Genomic DNA, 21350 nt, shown 5'->3' on the forward strand with positions numbered 1-21350 from the left:
ATGTGCAGAGTGCTGGGCATTACCCATTTCGACTATTCAAGACACCGCAACATCGTGGAGCGGTTCTGCGAACTCGCCCGTAGCGGCATGGTCATGGCCGGCGACCCGCCCGGGCACGAGGACGGCTGGGGTTTGGCCTTCTACCAGGAGGGCCGGCTGGTCGTGCACAAAAGCGGCATCAACCTGCTCGAAGAAACCGAAAAAGTTCACGGGATCCTGAGCCAGGCCCAAACCTCGCCGGTACTGATCCTGCATCTGCGCAAGTCGGCCTGGGGGGACAGGCTGAGCACCCGCCACGCCCATCCTTTCCACCACGACAACACCGTGTTCTTCCATAACGGGGTGGTCTACGACTACCAGGGGCTGATCCCCGCGATCACCCTGCCTGGCCTCGGCGCCGATGCCCTCGACACCGAGGTTCTCTTCTATCACGTCATGAGCGGCGCGGCGGGCGATCTGGGCCGGGCGTTTCTCGATTCGGCATCGGTTATCAAGCAAAAACACAAGTTCTCGGCGCTCAACTGCCTGTTCAGCGATGGCATGAAACTGTTCGCCTATCGCGATTTCGCCAAGGAGCCGGACTACTACTCTCTCTACAAGGCCTTCTCGGCCAACTCCTGCCTTGTGTCATCCGAACCCCTCGACGAAAACCTCCACTGGGAGTTGATGGCGAAGGAGGAGTTCCTGGCGATCGATCTGGGGGGCGTCGGTTGAGCCGCGTCCGCTGCGGATCAGCAGTCGCCTATTTCAGCGTTTCCACAAGAAACTCCCCGAAACGTTTCCAGGATTTCTCGTCGGCGTCCTGGCGGTAGCGGTCCGAGCCGAAGACGGTGAAGGCGTGGGGGGCGCCACTGTAGGTGATCATCTCGTGGTTGATCCCCTGGCTTTCCAGCTGCACCGCCAGGGCGGCGAAATCCTCCATGCTGACGCTGGCGTCGGCGGTGCCGTGCAGCACCAGCAGCTTGCCCCTGGCTTTCGAATAGTCCTGCCCCTCTGGGGTGGCCAGGCCGCCGTGGAAGCTGACGAAGCCCTTCAGGTCGGTACCCGTGCGGGCCAGCTCCAATACCGCCGCGCCGCCGAAGCAGTAGCCGATGGCCACCGCGTTTTCGATATTTCCTCCCTGGGCCTTGGCCGCATCGAGCCCTCCCTTAAGCAGGGCGCGCATCCGCTGGCGATCTTTGTACAAGGCGCCGGTCAGTTGTTTTTTCTCCTCGGTCGTGGTCGGGCGAACGCCTTTGCCGAACAGGTCGACGGCGAACACCGCATAGCCCATCCCTGCCAGCATTTCGGCGCGTTTCACTTCGTAATCGTTCAGGCCGTCCCAGTCGTGGACGATCACCACCAGCGGGGCACTCTCGGCTGGGCTCAGGTAGTAGCCCTCGAAGGGAGCGCCGTCGACCTGGTAGGTAACGGTGCTGCCCGCGGCGTGGGCCGTGGCGGATAGAATCGACAGGCAGATCAGGGTGATTAGGGATTTCATCGCGTTGCTCCTTGTCGGCGGTTGGTTTGTTCCCTGTGTTGCCTACTTACTCAATTTACCACCCACCGCGCAGACGGCAACGCACCGCGCCGGGGGACGGCTTGAGTCTCAGGGAAAAATCCAATTCTCCGGTCTATAGAGATCAGGAATTGTCGATTGATTGCCAGGGGTTTGAAGTATGCATTCAAGTCGGTTTTGGTGGAGGCATTTGGGCGGAGAAGGGTCCTTGGAAAAAATGGGCTTGGTATGTCTGGCTGCTTGTGAGAATATTGGGCCGCAGAATTTCATTAACCGGGGGGGCGGCTGATCCGAAGCAGGGCAGAGGCGCCTGAACGCCAAGCTGCCCCCACCCACCAGGTTCGACGAAATCCATTCCACCAGGTGAGGTGTCAATGAATTCCGGACGAAGCGACAGGGGTGGAAGCGGCCATCCCTTTTCTTTGACCAGCCCGCTAGGCATATTGGCGCTTGGCGCGGTCCTGGTTCCCCTTTATTTTCTCAGCAGGGCAAATTACCTTCTCTTCCACGCCGTCGTGGAAACCTTTTCCATCGTCATCGCCTGTGGCGTTTTCATGATCGCCTGGAATTCCCGCCGGTTCCAGGAAAACGGTTTCTTTTTCTGCCTCGGGGTCGCCTCTCTGTTCATGGCGGCAGTCGACTTTCTTCATGTCCTGGCCTACAAGAACATGGGAGTCTTCCCGGGCGCCGGGGCGAATCTGCCGACCCAGCTCTGGATAGGCGCCCGTTACCTGGAGGCGCTCTCTCTGCTGCTCGCGCTTTTCTTTCTGCGGCGCAAGCCGCGTCCGGTCCCTCTTTTCGCCGCCTACCTGGGCGCAACCGCCCTGCTGCTTGCCGCCGTCTTCGCGGGGCTCTTTCCCGACTGTTTCCGGGAGGGGAGCGGACTTACCCCTTTCAAGATCGGCAGCGAGTACCTGATCTGCCTGTTGCTGGCGGGCTCGGCAGGTTTGCTGCACCGGCAGCGCCAGCTCTTCGACCCGGGCGTTTTGCGCCTGCTGCTGGGGGCCACCGGCGCGTTCATTCTGGCCGAGCTCTCCTTCACCCTGTACACCGATGTCTTCGGCCTGTCCAATATGGCCGGCCACCTGTTCAAGGTCGCCGGTTTCTACTTTATCTACCGGGGGGTCATCGAGACCGGGCTGACCCGACCCTACGATCTGCTGTTCCGGCAACTGAAGACGAGCGAGCAGCGCTTCCGGGGGCTCTACCAGAACACCCCGGTCATGCTGCATTCCATCGACGGCCAGGGGCGGCTGGTGAGCGTCAGCGATTACTGGCTGCAGCACCTGGGCTATCAGCGGCAGGAGGTTATCGGGCGCCCATCGACTGACTTTCTCACCGAGGAGTCGCGCCGTTACGCCACCGAAAAGGCCCTGCCCGAGTTTTTCCGCAAAAATGCCTGCCGGGATGTTCCCTACCAGGTGGTCAAGAAGAGCGGCGAGGTCATTGACGTTTCGCTCTCGGCCGTGGCGGAACGGGATCTCCAGGGGGGGATGGTCCAATCCCTGGCCGTCATGGTTGATGTGACCGAGCAGCTGCAATACCAGCAGCAGATCGAGGATCTCAACGTCGAACTGCAACGCCGGGCCCTGGACCTGGAGGAGGCCAATGCTGAGCTGGAGGCCGCCAATGAGGAACTGGAGGGGGCCAACCTCGAGCTGGAGCTGATCAACGGGCAGCTGGCCAGCGCAAACGGCGACCTTGAGGCCTTCAACTACTCGGTTTCCCACGACCTGCGCGGCCCGCTGACGATCATCAGCATCCAGTGCCAGGTGATCCTGGAGGTCTTTGCCCAAAAGTTCGATCCGGAGATGCGCAAGTTCGTCGAACAGATCTACACCCAGACCCAGAGGATGAACGATCTGATCAGCACCCTTCTCGATTTCTCGCGGCTGAGCAAGGTCGAGCTGAAGCGTGAGCAGGTCGATCTGAGCAGCCTGGCCCGGACCATTACCGGCTCGCTTGCCCTGGCGCAGCCGGAGCGCCAGGCAACCTTCGACATTTCCGATGGCCTCGACGCCAGCGGGGATCTGAAGCTGTTGAAGATTCTGCTGGAGAACCTGCTCGGCAACGCCTGGAAATACACTTCCCGGGCAGAGCATGCCCGTATCGAGATGGGGCAGGTCGAGATGCAGGGAGAAGCGGTCTTTTTCGTCCGCGACAACGGGGTCGGGTTCGATGCGGCAAATAGAAACGAGCTTTTCACACCCTTCAAGCGGCTGCACCCGGAGGAGGATTTCGAAGGCTTCGGGGTCGGCCTGGCGACCGTGGAGCGGATCGCCTCCCGCCACGGCGGCCGGGTCTGGGCAGAAAGCGCCCCCGGGGCAGGGGCGACCTTCTACTTTTCCCTGTGAATGAGGCAACAGCCAATACCAGGGTTTTCCCGGGTGCCGATCGAGGCTGACGACAACGCCCGATGCCGGGTGGCATCGGGCGTCGTCGGGGCCCGGTGCCCGCGCTGGCCAAAGGGCAATCGCGCGGGCGGGTAAGTGCTGCCTGGGGATTAACCTCACCCCTTCTGTTCGATCAATTCCACCTCGATGGAGATCTCCACGTCATCCCCCACCACCAGGCCGCCGGTGTCGAGGGTCTTGTTCCAGGTCATGCCGAAGTCCTTGCGGTTGACCTTGGCAGTGGCCTGGGCCCCCTTGCGGGTGTTGCCCCAGGGGTCGGTTATGCTCTGGGTGGGGCCGGAAACCTGCAGTTCGACTTCCCTGGTAATGCCGCGGATGGTCAAATCGCCGAGCACCTTGAGTTCGCCGTTGCCGTTGCTCTCGACGCTTTTGGATTTGAAGGTCAGAGCCGGATATTTCTCGACATCGAAGAAGTCAGGGCTCTTCAGGTGGTTGTCGCGTTTCTCGACGTTGGTGTCGAGGCTGGCGGCGGTGATGCTGACATCGACCTTCGACTTGGTGATGTCCTGGTCGTCGAGGACCACCGTCCCCTGCACGTCGGGGAAATTGCCCCGGACATAGGTGATGACCATGTGCTGCACCTTGAACTGGGCGTTGGAGTGGTCGGGGTCGATGTTCCAGGTGGCCGCGCCGGCGAAGGTGGGGACGGCCAGGATGGCGAAGAGCAGGGTGGTCATGAGTTTCATTTCGGTCTCCTGGATGCTGAAAATATGGGGTTGAGGTTACCCGGTCTGCCAACAGAGGAACCACCGGGGCGACAGCACGTTGTCTCTTTGCTGCCAAGTTTAGATTCTGACTGTTTTCTGCACAAGTAGACAAAAATGGGAAATATCGTTCGAATAGTGGAACAATTCTCCCGGGCTATCGGGGGGCCATGGGCAGCCCGGCCTTGATCCAGGCGTCCAGGCCACCCCTGAGGGGGTAAACCTGTCGGTAGCCTGCTTTGATCATCGCGCGCGCCAAACTGGCGCTCGAGGCTTCATTGGGTCAGGTGCAGTAGGGGACGATGAAACTGTCCCGGGGCAGCTCCCGGACCAGGGCGAGCAGCTGCTCGTTGCTGCCGATGCGGATTGCCCCAGGAATCATGTTGTCCGCAGAACCCCAGGCATCCGGGTTGCGGGTATCGATGAAGATGATCTCCTCGCCCCGTTCCAGGCGCTGCCGAACCTGGTCGATGGTGATGGTCGGCGTTTGCTCGCTCGCCGAAACCAGGTGGTCGTGGTCATGCTCGGCGTGGCCGGGAGCGGGGCCCGCGGCCGGGGCACAGCCGCCGATCCAGAGGGTGAATGTGGCGAAGATCGCCAGCCAAGTCAGGATTTTCATTATGTGCTCCTTCCACTGCGCGGAATTGGTCCCGCGGTTCAATCAGTATACCTGCATTCCATATGCCCGCCATGTTCAAGCCTTGCAGGGGCAGGCCGCTTGGCGGGGCGGCCCATCCCTTTTACTCCTGTCGTGAGTGGTAACCTGAGTCGATGGAACCGGAATCAATACGGCCCACGGAACTCTTGCCGTTTATTCTTCAAGGCTAAGTTATTCCACTCTGGATGAGTAGGCCGATTTTTCGGGAATGATTGTTCCCTGCTTGGAACGAAAAGCCAGAAATCGAGGGGTTTTGCAGGAGGGGCGATCGGGAGTGGAAGCGAGGTAGAAATGCGGGCGTTGCCGGAGGGGGGGGGGACCGTAATCGGTTTGATCTGAATCGACGTTCAAAGAGGCAGGCAAAAGCTCACGCGGGTTCCGCAACCCGGCTCACTGGCAATCCAGATTTTGCCCTCATGTGCTTCGATGATTTTCTGAACGATGTTCAGACCTAGTCCCAGACCGGAAGTTTTTGAATTGTCCGCCCTGAAAAATCGTTCAAAAGCGCGTGCGATTTGTTGCGGGGTCATCCCTATTCCCTGGTCCTGTACCCAAACTTCGAGGTTGTCGCCATGACCCTGTACCCCCACCTGGACAGTCCCCCCCTCCGGTGAATATTTCACCGCGTTGCCGATGAGATTTTCCAGGGCCTGAACGATTTTCCCCTCATCCGCCAGGAGCTCGTGGGGGCCTTGGGAAGGACTGACTTCAAATCGATGCAGGCCGGTACCCGGGTAACGACATTGGCCAACCACGCGTTGAATGGTTTGGGCAAGATTGATCCGGGTTTTATGCAACGGGATCATCAGTCCGGATTCAATTCGGCTTAAATCAAGAAGCTCCCTTACCAGTCTTTCGAGGCCAAAGGCCTTTTCGACAATTATCCGCAGATACTCATCCTGTTTCGATCCTGGCTCGGCAACCTCCTGCAATAGTTCGGCAAAGCCGATAATGGTGGTAAGCGGGGTGCCGAGTTCATGGGCGGCCGTCGAGATGAACTCGCTTTTCATGCGATCGATTTCCCTCTCCCGGGTCACGTCCTGCAAAAGGGTGACCACCCCATGGTTGGTCCGGGTTTGGGTCTGCACCTCGGAGCAGCGGGCACGGATCATTCGACTCCGCCCGGTTTCAGGGTCCGTCAGCTCGATTTCGAAAATGGGTTTCCAACCGTCTTTCCCCTGACTTTCGCCGAATGTTCCGGAAGACGCCTCGCCGCCAACAATTTCATCCAGGCTCCTGCCGAGTACCGTCTCGGCTCGAACGCCCAGGAGGGATTCCGCCACCGGGTTTATCAACACAATGCCATTCTGTGCATCCGTGACGAGCAGGCCATCGGCAATTGATCTGATAATTGCGGCGATGTGGTTGTTCTTTTCTTCGGCTTTCTCCAGGGCACGCCGACGGCCTTCCTCGGCTTTTTTTAAAGTAGTAAAGTCCCTGATGATCACCGTGGCCCCTTCGACACGGCCATTTTCGTCGACCACGGGGGTATAGCGGGTGTGCAGGTGCAAAACGCCCAGCCGGGGGTGGGGAACCGTCACCTCAAACTGAATGTTTTCTCCTCTCAGGCACCTTTCCAGGCGTGGTCTGGCCTCGGCTTCGTACAATTCATTGCCGATAATTTCCCGGACCGGGCGGCCGATGATTTCTGAACTCCTGCGCTTGTGAATTTTGAGCCAGGCGCTGTTGACAAGGGAATAGCAGTGGTCGCGATTGACGATGGCGATCGGGTCATGGGAGCTTTCCACCGCTTTTTGGTAATCGCGAAGTCTGATCGTCTGAATGGCCGTCTGCCTGGCAAATGCGTCCCTGGCGTCAGCGTAGGCAATCTCGGCTGCCCTGACCTTCAGCACCGAACGGATACGGGAGGAAAATTCGAATCCTTCAAGCGGCCGGCGGATCACCTCGTCAGCCCCAGATAGTAGAGCTTCCCTTAAGGCCGGGGATGAGGTCCCGCTGGGCAGGATGCCAACCAGGGGGATGTTGCGGGTGCGGGCGAATTCCTTGATTCTCCTGCAGAGTTCAAAACTTTCAGCCGAGGTCCCCGGAAGTTCGACTAGAATGCAATCCACGGTAGCCGCTGTCGCCCGAGCCAAGGCCGTCGCCCAATCCGGGGCCCCGATGATTTGGCATCGGACCAGCGTTTGGTCAATCAGCCTTTGGGTGGCGAGCAGGTTTTGTTCATCTCGGTCCAGCAGGAGCAGCACCGGGTCGCGACGGTTGCCCGCTGGCGTAGGGTCGGAATACAATTCTTCAAACATGGGCAGGGCGTATCCGTCGTTATTAAGGGATGGTTTTCATAACTCTCGTGGCTCTGCCAAGAGGAATGCCCACCAACCGGGGAAGGATTCATTAAATAGGGGCATCTTATCGTTGCTTTTAAGGGAATACAAATAATAAGCGCGCGGATCCCTGCAGGGTATCTTTCAATCCTACTGCTATGGCGCACAAACCGACGGGTCGGTGACTGGGGTAGGTTGATTTTGAGAATATTCTGGAAGTCAGGCGCTTTTCCAGGGGGGTGGCGTGAGGGATTGCTGGAGAAAATCGATGAAGGTCTTTACCTTGATGGACAGGTGGCGGGGGGAGGGGTAGACGGCATAGATGCCGGTGCCGGGGAGCTTCCAGCCTTCCAGGGCCACGCTCAGCCGGCCGCTGCGCAGGTCTTCCCAGCAGATCATCTCAGGCAGGGCGACCAGTCCCAGGCCCGCCACGGCGGCGTCGCGGGCCATGGCCAGGCTGTTGACCTGCAGGCTGCCGCGGATGCCGGCGGCGGCGGATTCGCCCTGGTCCGAAATCAACTTGACCTTGCCGTGAGGCGTTGCCGGAGAGAGGATCACCTGGTGGCTGGCAAGATCCTCGGGAGAAAGCGGCCGGCCGTGTTTTTCCAGGTAGGCCGGGCTGGCGCAGATAAAGACCCCCTCGCCGGCCAGCTTGCGGGCGATCAGCGAGGAGTCGGGGAGGGCGCCGGCGCGGATGGCCAGGTCGAAGCCCTCGTCGATCAGGTCGACGACGCGGTTGGTCAGTTCGACCTCGATCTGGACCTGAGGGTACTGCTGCAGGTAGCCGGCGACGGCTTCGCCGAGATAGAGCGAGCCGAACTCGGTCGGCGCGGTGATGCGCAGTTTGCCCTTGGGTGTGGCCTGCATCTGGGAAACGGCCAGGTTGGCCTCTTCGGCCGCGCCGACGATGCGCGCACATTGCTCAAAATAGCCCGTGCCGATTTCGGTCAGCTTCAAGGCCCGGGTGGTGCGCTCGAGCAGGCGCACCCCGAGGGTCTCCTCCAGCAGGGCGATTTTCCGACTGACGGTGGATTTGGGCAGGCCGAGCAGTTTGCCGGCAGCGGTAAAACTGCCGGCCTCGACCACTCGGGTAAAGATGGCCATGTCGTTGAGATTGAACAAGGGGATCCAACTCCTGTCGGTTCGTTCCGAGAGAGGAACAAATCCGGGGTTTTGTGCTTTTCCCCGATGGTTTGTAGAACAATGACCATTCACCGGAAGATTGTCAAGGCATTGCCCGTTGGAGGCCAATTCTAGGTTTCACCCAAATTCCGAAATATGAGATAGTTGCAGGCCGAAGCATCGATGGACCACCTTATTTCTGGAGTCGCCTGGTGGATTCTCTTCTGGTACAGATAGACCGGCTGCTGCCTCGCAATCTGCAGGTCAAGCTCAGTTTGCTGGTTACCGTGCTGCTGGTGGTGCTGGTCGCCCTGATCGGGGCCCTGTTCTCCGATTTTTCGGCAAACCTGCTGCGCGAACAGGTTGGGCGCAAGGCCCTGGAGGTGGCGCATTCGGTTGCGCTCAACCCCGACATCCGCCAGGGGCTGCAGGCCGGCGACGCCGCCGGCGTGCAGGCCGTTGCCGAGCGGCTGCGGCTGGCCACCGGGGCCGAGTACGTGGTGGTGGGGGATCGCCGGGGGATCCGTTTTTCGCACCCGGATCCGGAGAAGATCGGGCTGCCCTTCGTCGGCGGCGATCTGAGGCCCGCCCTGGAGGAGGGGCGCTCCTACGCGTCCCAAGCCGTGGGTACCCTGGGGCCCTCGCTGCGTGGTATCGTACCGATACGGGATCAGCGCGGCGAGGTGGCGGGGTTTGTCGCCGTGGGATACCTGCTGAGCGATATCCATGCGGCACTGCGCATCAAGCAGAAAGAGATTCTCGGCTACGTCGGGGTGGTGCTGCTGTTCGGGGTGCTTGGCGCCGCGGTCATCGCCCGCGGCTTGAAATCGGCCATCTTCGGTTTGGAACCGCGGGAAATCGCTGCTCTTTACAGCGAGCGCGGGGCCATTATCGAGACCATCCGCGAAGGGATCGTGGCCGTGGACGCCGGCGGGCGGCTGACCCTGGTCAATCAGGCGGCCTGCGGCTATCTGGGCCAGTCTTCGGCCGGTGCTCTGCGGGGACGATCCATGGCGGAGATCTGCAACGGCCCCGGGCTGGAGGTGGCCCTGGCCAGCGGCGAGCGGGTACTCGACCGCGAGCTCGACCTGCGGGGGCGGACCATGATCGTCAATGCCCTGCCGCTGCAGGGCGGGGGGGCTGTGGCCAGCTTCCGCCCCCGGGACGAACTCGACCTGCTGGCCCGCGAGCTGTCGCAGATGCAGGAGTATTCGGAGATCATGCGCGCCCAGACCCACGAGTACTCCAACAAGCTCTACACCATCGCCGGGCTGATCCAGATTGGCGCCCTGCCCGAGGCCCTGGAGCTGGTGATGACCGAGGCCAGCGGCTATCAGGAACTGATCCACACCCTGGCATGGGCGGTTCCCGACCCGATCGTCTCGGGGCTCATTCTCGGCAAGTTCAACCGGGCGCGGGAGCTGAAGATCGCTCTGCACTTCGACCCGGAAAGCTCCCTGAGCGATCTGCCGGCGCACATCGACCGGGAGCACCTGGTGACCATCCTCGGCAACCTCCTGGACAACGCCTTCGAGGCGGTGCGCGAGAACTCCGACACCAAGGAGGTGCGCCTGGCCCTCACCGATCTCGGCGAAGACATCATCCTCGAGGTCGAGGACTCGGGGCCCGGTATCGCCCCCCAGGTGGCGGACAGCCTGTTCGAGAAGGGGGTGTCCACCCGGGCCGGGGCCGGCCGCGGGATGGGGCTGCACTTGGTGGGCCGCGCCCTGGAGGCGATCGGCGGGCAGATCAGCTACGGCGAGGGCGAACTGGGCGGGGCGCTGTTCGTCGTCAACATTCCCAAGCGCAGGAAGGACCCACGACCATGAGCATTTTTCCCATCCGCCTGCTGATCGTCGAGGATGACCAGCGCATCTCCGAACTCCACCGCCGCTTTGTCGAGAAGCTCGAGGGCTTCGAGGTGGTAGGCGTGGCCAATACCATCGCCGAAGGGGACGAGATGGTCGAACTGCTCGGCCCCGACCTGATCCTGCTCGACCTGTTCTTCCCCGAGGGGAGCGGCATGGACCTGCTGCGCCGCATGCGGGCCGGGGCGGCGCCCAGCGACGTGATCCTGATCACCGCCGCGCGGGAGATCGGCGCCCTGCAGGAGGCGCTGCGCGGCGGGGTCTTCGACTACTTGGTCAAGCCGGTCTATTTCAACCGCTTCCAGGAGGCGCTGCTCAAGTACCGGGATTACTTCGAGCGCATGCAGCAGGGCGGCAGGCTCGAGCAAAAGGACATCGATCAGCTGTTTCACGCCCACCCCGCCCTCGAGGAGACCCCGCGCAGCCTGCCCAAGGGGATCGATCCGCTGACCCTGAAAAAGATCCGCCAGATCTTCGAGGATCCGGCCGTTGCCGACCTGAGCGCCGAGGAGGCCGGGAAGCGGGTCGGCGTCAGCCGCATCACCGCGCGGCGCTACCTCGAGTTTCTCATCGGCGAGGGGGTTCTGGCCGCCGACCTGATCTACGGCGTGGTCGGCCGCCCGGAGCGCCGCTATTTCCGCAAATCCTGAAGCCCTTTCTGCCTGGTTGCCCGCCTCGCGAACTTAATGAACGAAAAGTCCGCAAAAAACTCATTTTTTTAAACTTTTCGAATATTTACATGTCAAGTCACTGTCTCTAGGCTGGATTCAAAGGATCGGCCGTTCTGCCACCGGACACCCCGCGGCCGATGCACGAACCCTTTATCGCCCAAGGAGGCAGTCATGCTCTACATCCAGTTTTTGTTCCTGCTGCTGATGCTCTATCTCGGCAGCCGCTACGGCGGCATCGGTCTCGGCGTCATCTCCGGTATCGGCCTGGCCGTGGAAGTCTTCGTCTTCAAGATGCCGCCGACCAGCCCGCCGATCCAGGTAATGCTGATCATCATGGCGGTGGTCACCTGCGCCGCGGTGCTCGAGGCGGCCGGCGGGCTCAAGTACATGCTCCAGGTGGCCGAGCGCCTGCTGCGCTCCCACCCGCGCCTGGTCACCCTGTACGGCCCCTTGTGCACCTACACCATGACCTTTCTGCTCGGCACCGGGCACGCGGTCTACTCGATCATGCCGATCATCGGCGACGTCGCCCTGAAAAACGGCATCCGCCCCGAGCGGCCGATGGCCGCCGCCTCGGTCGCCTCGCAGCTGGGCATCACCGCCAGCCCGATCTCGGCCGCGGTGGTCTACTACCTCTCCCAGTTGGCCGGAGTGGCCGAGGGGCTGTCGCTGCTGTCGATCCTGGCGGTCACCGTCCCCGCGACCTTCCTCGGCACCCTGGGGATGGTCCTCTACAGCCTGCGCCGCGGCGCCGAGCTGCAGGACGACGCCGAATACCAGCGCCGCCTGCAGGACCCGGACTGGAGCCGCAAGATCAAGGAGACCACCGCCACCACCCTGGGCGAGAAGCTCCCTCCCGCCGCCCGCAACTCGGTGCTGCTGTTTCTGCTGGCGCTGGTGGTGATCGTGGTGATCGCCATGGTCCCCTCGCTGCGCACCCTGCAGGTCGGCGACAAGCCCCTGAAGATGGACGTCATCATCCAGATGATGATGCTCGCCTTCGGCGGGGTGATCCTGATCGCCACCAAGACCAAGTCCTCCAAGGTCGCCGAGGGGGTGGTGTTCAAGTCGGGGATGGTGGCGGCCATCGCCATCTTCGGCATCGCCTGGATGAGCGATACCTACTTCCAGTACGCCATGCCCAACTTCAAGGCGGGCATCACCGAGATGGTCACCCAGTACCCCTGGACCTTCGCCTTCGCCATGTTCGCCGTCTCGGTGGTGATCAACAGCCAGGCAGCCACCTGCCGCATGATGCTCCCCGTGGGCCTCGGCCTGGGGCTGCCGCCGGCCCTGCTGATCGGCCTGATGCCGGCCAGCTACGGCTATTTCTTCATCCCCAACTACCCCTCGGACATCGCCACCGTCAACTTCGACATCAGCGGCACCACCAAGATCGGCAAGTGGTATTTCAACCACAGCTTCATGGCCCCGGGGCTGGTCGGGGTGGTGACCGCCTGTTTGATCGGCTACGGGCTGGCTTCGGTGTTCATCTGAAAACCCGGCCCCAACCGGGGGCCCAGGAACAGCCTTGATTTTCCCTCTGCAGGCCGCCCCGTCAAACCGGGCGGCCTGTTATTTTTCTAATAGGGAGGCTCGGTTCGAAGGTACCGGTTCGAACCACGATGTGGTACATTCAGTTGCGGGAAATGACGGCGGGGCCACTCCCCGCAGCGATTTGTTTAGCCTGGATGAGCCCCAAAGCCATGTCCGCCAAGATGCAACTGACCGAAAACAACCTGCTGCGTATCCTCGAGTCCCCTGAATACCGGGAGTTCCTCAGCGGTTTCCAGCAGCGCAGCGTCGCCGCCAAGGCCCTGGTCTGCGCACCCTACGACCAAGGGGACCGGGTGTTCGTCGTCAAGTCGGGGCGGCTTCGGGTCTACCTGGCCTACGAGGACAAGGAATTCACCCTGGCCCTGCTCGAACCCGGCGACGTGTTCAGCAGCCACACCCGGGCACTGGTGATGGCGCTGGAAGACTCGCTGCTGCTGGTGACCGACACCGCCAGCATCCAGCATTGGATCGCCCGTTTCCCGGCCTTCTCCCAGGTCATGGGCCAGGTTCTCGGCGAACTGCTGAAGAATTCCATCTCGATTATCGAGGGGCTGGTTTTCAAGGGGGTTCGCGAGCGGCTGAGCGAGTTTCTCTATCGGCTGGCCAGCAAGAAGGGGGAGCCGAAGGGCCAGGGGCTGCTGATCGAGCTCGATCTGACCACCGAGGATGTGGCCCTGCTGCTGGGCACCACCCGGCAGACCGTGTCGCAGATGCTCAACGAGCTGATCCGGGAGGGGATTCTGGAGCGAAAGAGCCGCCGCTCGCTTCTGGTCAGGGACCTCTCCGCCCTCCACTCCTGGAAAGACCCCACGCCGACCTGAATTTCTTTCCGTTACCGCGGACTTGGCCCCGAATGTCTTCGGAAACTTTCTATCTGTCGGCTGGCCGACAGACCCGGGCGGACGTTTTTATTAAGATGGGTTCTGCGTGACCCTGGCCAAGCGCTGGGGGCGCCAGGCCGGGAGAGGTCCCGGTTTGTTTCTTCGGTTCGTTGCTGACCAGGATTCCTATGCAAAAAGCCCGTCTTTTCCGTCACCTGGTGCAGGGCGGTTTTTTCGCCACCTGCGTTTTTCTCGGCGTCCAGTTCTACCTGTTCGTCCGTTATTTCGAAATGGGAGCCCAAGGCGACGCCTACCTGCGACCGCCGGGGGTCGAGGGGTTCCTTCCGGTCGGTGCCCTGGCGGGGCTCAAGTACTGGGTGCTGTCCGGCCGCCTCGACCCGGTCCACCCGGCGGCGGTGGTGCTGCTGGTGACCTTCCTGGGGATTTCGCTGCTCGCCCGGCGCTCCTTCTGCTCGTGGATCTGCCCGGTGGGGACGCTGTCCGAACTGGTCTGGCGGCTTGGCAAATGGGGCTTCGGGCGCACCTGGCGCCTCTGGCGTTGGCTGGATGTGGCGCTGCGCTTCGCCAAGTACGCCCTGCTTTTGTTTTTCGTCAAGTTGATCCTCATCGACATGCCGCTGTTCGCCCTGCAGGGCTTTCTGGCCAGCCCCTATTGGGCGATCAGCGACGTGAAAATGCTTCATTTCTTCCTCGACATGTCCCCCACCGCCCTGGCGGTGATCGGGGGGCTGGCGGCCCTTTCGGCGCTCTATCCCAATTTCTGGTGCCGCTATCTCTGCCCCTACGGCGCCCTGGTCGGGTTGGCGGCGTTGCCCGGCCCCCTGAAGATCCGCCGCCAGGCCGAGCGCTGCAGCGGCTGCGGCAGCTGCGGCCGCAACTGCCCTTCGCGCCTGCCTGTGCATGTCGGCAAGGCGATGCACTCCCCCGAGTGCACCGGCTGCCTGACCTGCGTCGATTCCTGTCCAGAACCGGGGGCGCTGGTCATGGGGCTGCCCGGAATGAAGAATGGGGTGGGCAGGACCGCCTTCGCCCTGCTGGTGCTCGGCCTGTTCGCTCTCGGGGTAGGCACGGCCATGCTCAGCGGCCACTGGCAGAGCAGCCTGAGCCACCAGGACTACCAGCGGCTCATCCCCCTGGCGGGCCGCCTGCGATAACGAAACAAAGGAGAGAGAGTATGCAACCTGCTGAAAAGAAAACCGATCGCTACAAAACCTTTATCGGCATCGACTGCGAGGGCAATTCGAAGCGGCTGATGGCCATGCTGCGCCGGCATATCGACGATCCCGGCAAAAGCAACCCCTTCTGGGAGAAGTTCAAGGAAAAGCTCGACCAGATCGCCCAGGGGACCCCGGTCAACGGGCGCCAGCTGGACGAGCTGTTTCTCATTCATTCGTACATCAACAACATTCATGACTTCTTCGAGGAGCAGGACGATCAGGAAGCTTTGCTGCTGCTGCGTCAGGTCGAGGAGGAGTGCTGCTGAAAAATCATCCCCGAAAGGCGAAAAGCCATTGAAAGGTGGCGCCGGATGATCGTATGCTTTCAGCCCTGTCCCGTTTCCGGGACAGGGCTGGTTGTCGTTTGGGGCGGGGGATGTCTCGCCATGGAGGCCGTTGCTGTCCGGCCGGAGCCTGGACCCGGGTATAGCCTGGATTGACGGAGAATCGTTGCCCATGGGAATTGCTGCGGATATCGCCATCATCGTCGTTGCGGCCTTGTTCGGCGGGCTGGTCGCCCAGAAGCTCAAACAGCCGCTGATGCTCGGTTATATCCTCGCCGGGGTGCTGATCGGCCCCTATACCGGCGGAGTGACGGTTTCGGACGCCCACGAGATCGAGAAACTGGCGGAAATCGGCGTGGCGCTGCTGCTGTTCGCCCTGGGGCTGGAGTTCTCCCTGCGTGAACTGCGGCCGGTGCGGTTTATCGCCCTGGTCGGCACGCCGCTGCAGATTCTGCTGACTTTCGGCTACGGTTACCTGGTGGGGCGCTGGCTTGGCTGGCAAACCGTGCCTTCGCTGTGGCTCGGCGGGCTGATCTCGCTCTCCAGCACCATGGTCATCCTCAAGACCCTGATGAACCAGGGCCGGCTGGGGACGCTCTCGAGCCGGGTGATGATCGGCATTCTCATCGTCCAGGATCTGGCGGTCGTGCCGCTGATGATCCTGCTGCCGCAGCTCAGCGACCCGGCCGCCGGCCTGCCGGTGCTGGGGGTGGCGGCGGTCAAGTCGGCGGTGTTTCTGACGGTGATGATCCTGCTCGGCACCAAGTGGCTGCCGCGGTTGCTGGCGATGATCGCCGGCTGGAATTCCCGCGAGCTGTTTCTGCTCTCCATCACCGCCATCGGCCTGGGGATCGGCTACGCCACCTACCTGGTCGGGCTCTCCTTCGCCTTCGGCGCCTTCGTCGCCGGCATGGTGCTCAGCGAGTCGGACTACGGTCACCAGGCGCTGAGCGATATCATTCCCCTGCGCGACCTGTTCGGCCTGCTGTTCTTCACCTCGGTGGGGATGCTGCTCGACCCCAGGTTTCTGCTGGCCAACTGGAGCCAGGTGTTGATGCTGGTGCTGCTGGTCGGTCTCGGCAAGGGGGCGATCATGGCGCTGCTGGCCCGGGCCTTCGGTTACGGAAACGTGGTTCCCCTGGCGGTGGGCCTGGGGATGTTCCAGATCGGCGAGTTCTCTTTCGTGCTGGCGCAGGTCGGTTTCGCCAGCGGCGCTTTGGATGCCAGGGCCCACTCCTTCATCCTCTCGGCGACCATCATCAGCATGCTGCTGACCCCCCTGGTCTCGGGATTGACCGCGCCGCTCTACGCCCTGCGCCAGCGCCTGTTCAACCGGGAGATGCTGCAGACCATCAACCTGCCCCGCGCCGGGCTCCACGGCCACGTGGTGATCGCCGGCGGCGGCCGGGTGGGGCAGCACATCGCCCGGGTGCTCGAGCAACTCGAGATTTCCTTCGTCATTATCGAACTGGACTACCGGCGCATCGAGGAGTGCAAGGCCGCCGGGTTTCCCGCCATCTACGGTGATGCCAGCCAGGCCGTGGTGCTGGAAGCAGCGCACATCGCCCATGCCAAGCAGCTGCTGATCACCCTGCCGGCGATCACCGTGGCCCAGTCCATCGTGCGCCAGGTGCGCCTGCTCAATTCGGAGCTCAACATCGTCGTGCGCGCCGAGGGCGAGGAGCAGATGGCCAGCCTCTATGGCCAGGGGGTTTACATGGTGATCCTGCCGGAGCTGGAGGCCGGCCTGGAGATCGCCCGCCAGGCGCTGCTGCACCTGAAGATCCCGGTGCAGGTGATTCAGCGCTTTAGCGACTCGATCCGCCGCGAACTCTACCACCCCATCTCCGAGTCGACGGACGATCAGCAGGAGATCCGCCAGCTGAAAAACGCCCGGGACCTGCTGGAATTGACCTGGGAGAGGCTGGAGACAGCCAGCCCCCTGGCGGGGTGCAGCATCCGGGAGCTGGAAATCCGCAAGCGCACCGGGGCCTCCATCGTCGGCGTGTTGCGCAACGGCGGCTTCGTCCCCAACCCCGACGCCGATTTCCGCTTCGCGATTCACGACCTGGTGGCGGTCATCGGCAATTCGGCGCAGCGCGAGGCCTTTCAGGGGTTGTCGGACAACTTGGTGTGCTTCCACGATCCGGTCGGCTGATTCGGCCGCAGACCGGGAAAAAACAAGGGGCCGTGCTGGCAAGCAGCACGGCCCCTCGGCGTTTGCAGGACAAAAGGCGGGCTCAGGAGCGCATTTTCTGGATCAATGCCAAATCGGCCAGCACCAGCGCCGCCATGGTTTCGACGATGGGCACGGCGCGTGGAACCACGCAGGGGTCATGCCGTCCCTTGGCGGCGAGTTTTACCTGCCGACCGGAGAAGTCGGCGGTTTGCTGGACCTGGCCGATAGTGGCGGTGGGCTTGAAGGCCACCCGGAAATAGACCGGCTCGCCGTTGGAGATGCCCCCCTGCACGCCGCCGCTGTGGTTGCTCAGCGTGCCGAGTCGATCCCCCTTGATGATGAAGGGGTCGTTGTGCTTCGAGCCGCGCAGCCGGGTGCCGGCGAAGCCCGAGCCGATCTCGAACCCCTTGGTGGCCGGCAGCGAGAGCATCGCCTGGGCCAGGCGCGCCTCGAGCTTGTCAAAGACCGGCTCGCCCAGGCCCACCGGCAGGTTGCGGCAGACGCAGGTGATGATGCCGCCGAGCGAATCCTTGGCGTCGCGGGCCGCGAGGATCGCCTCTTCCATCTGCCGGGCGGCCAGGCGGTGGGGGCAGCGCACCGCCGAGCGGTCCACTTCCTCGCGGGTGATCGCCTCCAGATCGCATTCGGGGCCGTCGATGGTGCCGATGGAGCTGACCCAGGCGACGATCTCCACGCCGAATCGCTCGCGCAGGAACTTCTCGGCGATCGCTCCGGCCGCCACCCGGCCGATGGTCTCGCGGGCGCTGGAGCGCCCGCCGCCGCTCGAGGCGCGGATGCCGTATTTCATCTGGTAGGTGAAATCGGCGTGGGAGGGGCGGGGGACCTGGCTCATCTCGCCGTAATCACCGGGGCGTTGGTCCTTGTTGGCCACCAGCATGCCGATGGGGGTGCCGAGGGTCTTGCCGAACTCGGTCCCCGAGAGGATGCTGACCAGGTCCTGCTCGTCACGGGGGGTGGTCAGCTCGCTCTGCCCCGGGCGGCGGCGATCGAGTTGGGTCTGGATATCCGCTTCGGTCAGGTTCATCCCAGCAGGGCAGCCGTCGACGACGACGCCGACTCCCTTGCAGTGGGATTCACCGAAAGTGGTTATTTTGAAAAGGGTTCCCAAGGTGCTCGACATGGTCACGGCTCCGCTTGCGGCGCTTGCGCCGGTATGGTTGTTCAGGGTTTTCAATGAGATACAATGTGACAACGGAATTTCTACCACATTTCCGGCGAAAAGGGGACGCTAAATTCCTGGTGGGAGGAGCCCCGGCGGGGTGGGGGGGGGGAGGCAGATTGTGGCAGGGAGGGGCTGTTTACAAAACTTTACCTTTGCCTGGCTACTCTTAACACCCACTTAAGGCTGACGCGGTTATGCTTTGATCATCCAGCGAACACCGCACAAGGTGCGAACCCACCCCAAGCAAAGGAGCGAAGTCATGAACAAGAGATTTTTCGTCGCCATCCTCTTCATCATGGTTGCCGTCAGCGGTGCCCTGTATTCCAAGGCCATGGCGCAGCAGCCCGATCTCGACGGACCCCCGGAGGTCGCCGTCGAGGGACCTGGCGATTGTGGATTCGGCAAAGGCCCCATGGGGCGGATGGCCAGGGTGCTCGACTTGAGCGAAACCCAGCAGAACCAGATCAAGGAAATTCAAGCTGCGGAGCGCGAAACCATCCGTCCGCTGCGTGAACAGCTTCAACAGACCCGGGCAAAGGTCAAGAGCCTGGTCCAGTCCGAGAGCTTCGACGAGGCGGCGGTGCGCTCGCTGATCGCGGCCCAGGAGAGCAACCGGACCGAGATGATGGTCGCCCGGGCCCGGGCCCACAACCAGATCTACGCCCTGCTGACCCCGGAACAGCGGGCTCTGGCGAAAAAACTCGAACCGCTGCACCAGGGCGGCCGTGGGCATCACCGGGGTTTTTGAGAATCCGCGAAAGAGCACGATTGAACCGAAGGCAAAACACGAAAGGGGCCCTGGCATGGGGCCCCTTCCGTGTTTGGATCGATTGTGCCCAGGGGGGTCAGATTGCCACCCGGTTGCGCCCCTGCCTCTTCCCCCGGTACAGGGCCTGGTCGGCATGCATAATCAGCGAAGAGGCATCCCCGCCATCTTCGGGAAATGACGCGAGACCGATGCTTAGCGTGACCCTGCCCCCTGGTTGGTGTTCACGGCCGGGGAAGGGGTAACTCTCGACCATGTCCCGCAGGTCCTCGGCGATCTTAAACGCCTCCTCCTTGGAGAGTTCCGGAAGGATGGCGGTGAACTCCTCCCCCCCGTAGCGGGCCAAAATATCGGATTTGCGCAATCTTTCCCCAATCATGCGAGCCAGGGTAGCCAGCAGCTTGTCCCCCTGCAAATGACCGCAACTGTCGTTGAAGTTTTTGAAGTGATCCAGGTCCATGAACATCACCGTGCATTGCCGATGGTAGCGCCTGGAGCGGATGACCTCAATCTCGAGGGCCTCTTTGAAGTAGCTGTGGTTGTATAGATTGGTCAGCCCATCACGGATGGCGAGGTTTTGCAGGGTCTGGTTGGCAAAGGCCATCCCCTTGTTTTTTCTCTCCAGTTCTTCGATGAGCCGCCGGTTTTCGCGGATGCGGGAAAAGTTGGCAAAGGCGCGACCGACGACGAGCGGGATGATTTCGATGTCCTCGAAGGGTTTACCCAGGTAGTCAAAGGCTCCCTGGCGCAGCGCCTTGATGGAAGGGGTGAGATCCGACTGGCTGGTCATGATGACGATCTCGGTCTCCTGGCGCAGTGACTTGATCCGCTGCAGCAGGTCCATTCCGGACATGCCGGGCATGATCACGTCGGAAATGACCACCGGGAATGGGTCTGTTTCAAACAGGGCGAGGGCCTGTTCTCCGGAACCGGCAGTGACCACCTCGTAACCCTCATCCTCCAGGATTTCGCGGAAGACTTCCAGAATTCCCTCATTATCATCAACCACCAGCACCCTCGGCCGTGAATCTGCCGGCGGTTCATTGTCCTCCCTGGCCGGAGGCGGTCCCTTTGGGTTGGTTTCCAGGTCAGGTTGGTCGTTCCGGCTGGCCTCCAGGAGCAGGTTCTTCTCTACTTTCTGCAACAGGCTGGGGCTGTGGGCGCCATCGTCGGGAAACGAGGCCATGCCGAAATTGCACAGGACTTGAATTTTACCCCTTTCTTCGGGGGTGCCGAAGGGGAACTGCTCGGTTAGAGACTGCAGGTTCCTGATAACAAAGTTTGCCGCATCGGGGGTGGTTTCGGGCAGCAGGATTCCGAACGTCCGCTCCTGGTAGGAGGTGACCAGGTCCGAACGGCGCAACCTGCCTTTAATGGCCTGGGCAAGTTGGGCCAGCTTTTCTTCGGTCAATAGACGGTTGGCGTCCTCTCCGAGGAAGCGGGCCTTGATTTCCATCAACAATAAGGAGAAGGGGCGGTTGTGCTGCAGCGAACGGATAAGCTCCCTGCCCAGAATTTCGTGGAAATGCAGCTTGCTATACAATCCGCTCAGCGAATGACGCACCTCGATTTTCTGGAGTGTTTTTTGAACCCCTTCGAGTTCGCTTTGTTTTTTCTTTAAGACTTCCAGCTTGGATCGGAGTTCGATGACCACCCGGATGTTATCGATTGCCCGGGTCAGGGTGGCCGAAACCAATCCCACATCCTCGAAGGCCTTGAGGATATAACTGTAATCGCCCTGGCGAAGCGTAGTTATGGCCTCGGTCAGGGATGAGGCACGGTTGCCGGTGATGATAACCTGGGTGCCGGGATGCTGCTGCAGGAGGGCGGAAAAGGGAACCTCTGCCTCGGTTTCGAGTTCGATATCGGTGACCACCACGGGAAAGGGTGTGGTGTCGGTCAGCTCCAAGGCGTCTTCCCGGTTCTCCAGGACAAGGGTGTCATGTCCGCAATGGCTTAGAATCTCGTTGATGAGATTGCGGCTGACCGGGTTCTTTATTACGACAAGAATTTGCAGAGACATTGATGTCTGGTTCCTGTCCGGAGATTACGGGGGGATTTTTCCAGGGCGGTCAGAAATTGACCTTTTGGACTGCGTGATTCAT

At 61.8% G+C, this 21350-nt stretch carries 17 protein-coding genes; 10 read left to right on the top strand and 7 right to left on the bottom strand.

What is annotated here, in order from left to right; translation table 11 throughout:
• Entirely contained in the window at window positions 1–714 is a 714-nt protein-coding gene (locus DESUT3_RS07250; protein WP_221251799.1) for a class II glutamine amidotransferase, read from the top strand.
• Window positions 715–742: 28 nt separating this feature from the next.
• On the opposite strand, the gene DESUT3_RS07255 is transcribed toward DESUT3_RS07250, so the two are convergent.
• On the bottom strand, window positions 743–1480 hold the full coding sequence (locus DESUT3_RS07255) for a dienelactone hydrolase family protein (protein ID WP_221251800.1): 738 nt from the start codon (window positions 1478–1480) through the stop codon (window positions 743–745).
• A gap of 461 nt (window positions 1481–1941) precedes the next feature.
• Between DESUT3_RS07255 and DESUT3_RS07260 the strand changes: the two genes are divergently transcribed.
• The gene (locus tag DESUT3_RS07260) at window positions 1942–3852 is read left to right on the top strand and encodes an MASE3 domain-containing protein (RefSeq protein ID WP_404827036.1); all 1911 of its coding nucleotides are present in this window, start codon (window positions 1942–1944) and stop codon (window positions 3850–3852) included.
• A 155-nt stretch (window positions 3853–4007) separates the two neighbouring features.
• Here the strand turns inward: DESUT3_RS07260 and DESUT3_RS07265 are convergent, their stop codons facing one another.
• The 4 genes from DESUT3_RS07265 to DESUT3_RS07280 all read right to left on the bottom strand — a co-directional run bounded on the left by DESUT3_RS07265 (window position 4008) and on the right by DESUT3_RS07280 (window position 8678).
• Window positions 4008–4598 (bottom strand): YceI family protein, encoded by a 591-nt coding sequence (locus DESUT3_RS07265; RefSeq protein WP_221251802.1) that lies wholly within the window; start codon window positions 4596–4598, stop codon window positions 4008–4010.
• Between the two features lie 301 nt (window positions 4599–4899).
• Window positions 4900–5235 carry a rhodanese-like domain-containing protein gene (locus DESUT3_RS07270; protein WP_221251803.1) on the bottom strand — a complete coding sequence of 112 codons (336 nt, stop codon included), beginning with the start codon at window positions 5233–5235 and terminating at the stop codon, window positions 4900–4902.
• 386 nt (window positions 5236–5621) lie between these two features.
• Window positions 5622–7535, bottom strand: a complete 1914-nt coding sequence (locus DESUT3_RS07275; RefSeq protein WP_221251804.1) for an ATP-binding protein — start codon at window positions 7533–7535, stop codon at window positions 5622–5624.
• Window positions 7536–7775: 240 nt separating this feature from the next.
• Window positions 7776–8678, bottom strand: coding sequence for a LysR family transcriptional regulator (locus DESUT3_RS07280; RefSeq protein ID WP_221251805.1), 903 nt, complete (start codon window positions 8676–8678; stop codon window positions 7776–7778).
• A gap of 212 nt (window positions 8679–8890) precedes the next feature.
• On the opposite strand from DESUT3_RS07280, the gene DESUT3_RS07285 reads away from it, so the two are divergent.
• From DESUT3_RS07285 to DESUT3_RS07315, 7 genes are all read left to right on the top strand, one after another.
• Window positions 8891–10507 (top strand): ATP-binding protein, encoded by a 1617-nt coding sequence (locus DESUT3_RS07285; RefSeq protein ID WP_221251806.1) that lies wholly within the window; start codon window positions 8891–8893, stop codon window positions 10505–10507.
• Window positions 10504–11196, top strand: coding sequence for a response regulator (locus tag DESUT3_RS07290; RefSeq protein WP_225911645.1), 693 nt, complete (start codon window positions 10504–10506; stop codon window positions 11194–11196). Before DESUT3_RS07285 ends, DESUT3_RS07290 begins: the two co-directional genes overlap by 4 nt.
• 192 nt (window positions 11197–11388) lie before the next feature.
• A complete protein-coding gene (locus DESUT3_RS07295; protein WP_221251807.1) occupies window positions 11389–12714 on the top strand; it encodes an anaerobic C4-dicarboxylate transporter in 1326 nt (441 codons plus the stop codon).
• 209 nt (window positions 12715–12923) lie between these two features.
• Window positions 12924–13595 carry a Crp/Fnr family transcriptional regulator gene (locus DESUT3_RS07300; protein WP_221251808.1) on the top strand — a complete coding sequence of 224 codons (672 nt, stop codon included), beginning with the start codon at window positions 12924–12926 and terminating at the stop codon, window positions 13593–13595.
• 188 nt (window positions 13596–13783) lie between these two features.
• The gene (locus DESUT3_RS07305) at window positions 13784–14770 is read left to right on the top strand and encodes a 4Fe-4S binding protein (protein ID WP_221251809.1); all 987 of its coding nucleotides are present in this window, start codon (window positions 13784–13786) and stop codon (window positions 14768–14770) included.
• Between the two features lie 20 nt (window positions 14771–14790).
• Window positions 14791–15099, top strand: a complete 309-nt coding sequence (cowN, locus tag DESUT3_RS07310) for a N(2)-fixation sustaining protein CowN (protein ID WP_221251810.1) — start codon at window positions 14791–14793, stop codon at window positions 15097–15099.
• Window positions 15100–15289: 190 nt separating this feature from the next.
• Window positions 15290–17275 (top strand): cation:proton antiporter domain-containing protein, encoded by a 1986-nt coding sequence (locus DESUT3_RS07315; protein WP_221251811.1) that lies wholly within the window; start codon window positions 15290–15292, stop codon window positions 17273–17275.
• A gap of 82 nt (window positions 17276–17357) precedes the next feature.
• Here DESUT3_RS07315 and aroC read toward each other — a convergent pair whose 3' ends face one another.
• The gene (aroC, locus tag DESUT3_RS07320; RefSeq protein WP_221251812.1) at window positions 17358–18437 is read right to left on the bottom strand and encodes a chorismate synthase; all 1080 of its coding nucleotides are present in this window, start codon (window positions 18435–18437) and stop codon (window positions 17358–17360) included.
• Window positions 18438–18738: 301 nt separating this feature from the next.
• Between aroC and DESUT3_RS07325 the strand changes: the two genes are divergently transcribed.
• Window positions 18739–19227 carry a Spy/CpxP family protein refolding chaperone gene (locus tag DESUT3_RS07325; protein WP_221251813.1) on the top strand — a complete coding sequence of 163 codons (489 nt, stop codon included), beginning with the start codon at window positions 18739–18741 and terminating at the stop codon, window positions 19225–19227.
• 97 nt (window positions 19228–19324) lie between these two features.
• On the opposite strand, the gene DESUT3_RS20905 is transcribed toward DESUT3_RS07325, so the two are convergent.
• Window positions 19325–21268, bottom strand: coding sequence for a diguanylate cyclase (locus DESUT3_RS20905; protein ID WP_225911646.1), 1944 nt, complete (start codon window positions 21266–21268; stop codon window positions 19325–19327).
• Between the last annotated feature and the right edge of the window lie 82 nt (window positions 21269–21350).

The sequence above is a fragment of the Desulfuromonas versatilis genome (assembly GCF_019704135.1).
GTDB classification, from domain to species: Bacteria; Desulfobacterota; Desulfuromonadia; order Desulfuromonadales; family NIT-T3; genus Desulfuromonas_A; species Desulfuromonas_A versatilis.

What these genes read in the sequence shown, in the direction of transcription:
- cowN (WP_221251810.1), top strand. Translation starts at nt 14,791, where the DNA reads ATGCAACCTGCTGAAAAGAAAACCGATCGCTACAAAACCTTTATCGGC.
- DESUT3_RS07290 (WP_225911645.1), top strand. Translation starts at nt 10,504, where the DNA reads ATGAGCATTTTTCCCATCCGCCTGCTGATCGTCGAGGATGACCAGCGC.
- DESUT3_RS07295 (WP_221251807.1), top strand. Translation starts at nt 11,389, where the DNA reads ATGCTCTACATCCAGTTTTTGTTCCTGCTGCTGATGCTCTATCTCGGC.
- DESUT3_RS07265 (WP_221251802.1), bottom strand. Translation starts at nt 4,598, where the DNA reads ATGAAACTCATGACCACCCTGCTCTTCGCCATCCTGGCCGTCCCCACC.
- DESUT3_RS07270 (WP_221251803.1), bottom strand. Translation starts at nt 5,235, where the DNA reads ATGAAAATCCTGACTTGGCTGGCGATCTTCGCCACATTCACCCTCTGG.
- DESUT3_RS07300 (WP_221251808.1), top strand. Translation starts at nt 12,924, where the DNA reads ATGTCCGCCAAGATGCAACTGACCGAAAACAACCTGCTGCGTATCCTC.
- DESUT3_RS07305 (WP_221251809.1), top strand. Translation starts at nt 13,784, where the DNA reads ATGCAAAAAGCCCGTCTTTTCCGTCACCTGGTGCAGGGCGGTTTTTTC.
- DESUT3_RS20905 (WP_225911646.1), bottom strand. Translation starts at nt 21,268, where the DNA reads ATGTCTCTGCAAATTCTTGTCGTAATAAAGAACCCGGTCAGCCGCAAT.
- DESUT3_RS07315 (WP_221251811.1), top strand. Translation starts at nt 15,290, where the DNA reads ATGGGAATTGCTGCGGATATCGCCATCATCGTCGTTGCGGCCTTGTTC.
- DESUT3_RS07255 (WP_221251800.1), bottom strand. Translation starts at nt 1,480, where the DNA reads ATGAAATCCCTAATCACCCTGATCTGCCTGTCGATTCTATCCGCCACG.
- DESUT3_RS07325 (WP_221251813.1), top strand. Translation starts at nt 18,739, where the DNA reads ATGAACAAGAGATTTTTCGTCGCCATCCTCTTCATCATGGTTGCCGTC.
- DESUT3_RS07250 (WP_221251799.1), top strand. Translation starts at nt 1, where the DNA reads ATGTGCAGAGTGCTGGGCATTACCCATTTCGACTATTCAAGACACCGC.
- DESUT3_RS07275 (WP_221251804.1), bottom strand. Translation starts at nt 7,535, where the DNA reads ATGTTTGAAGAATTGTATTCCGACCCTACGCCAGCGGGCAACCGTCGC.
- aroC (WP_221251812.1), bottom strand. Translation starts at nt 18,437, where the DNA reads ATGTCGAGCACCTTGGGAACCCTTTTCAAAATAACCACTTTCGGTGAA.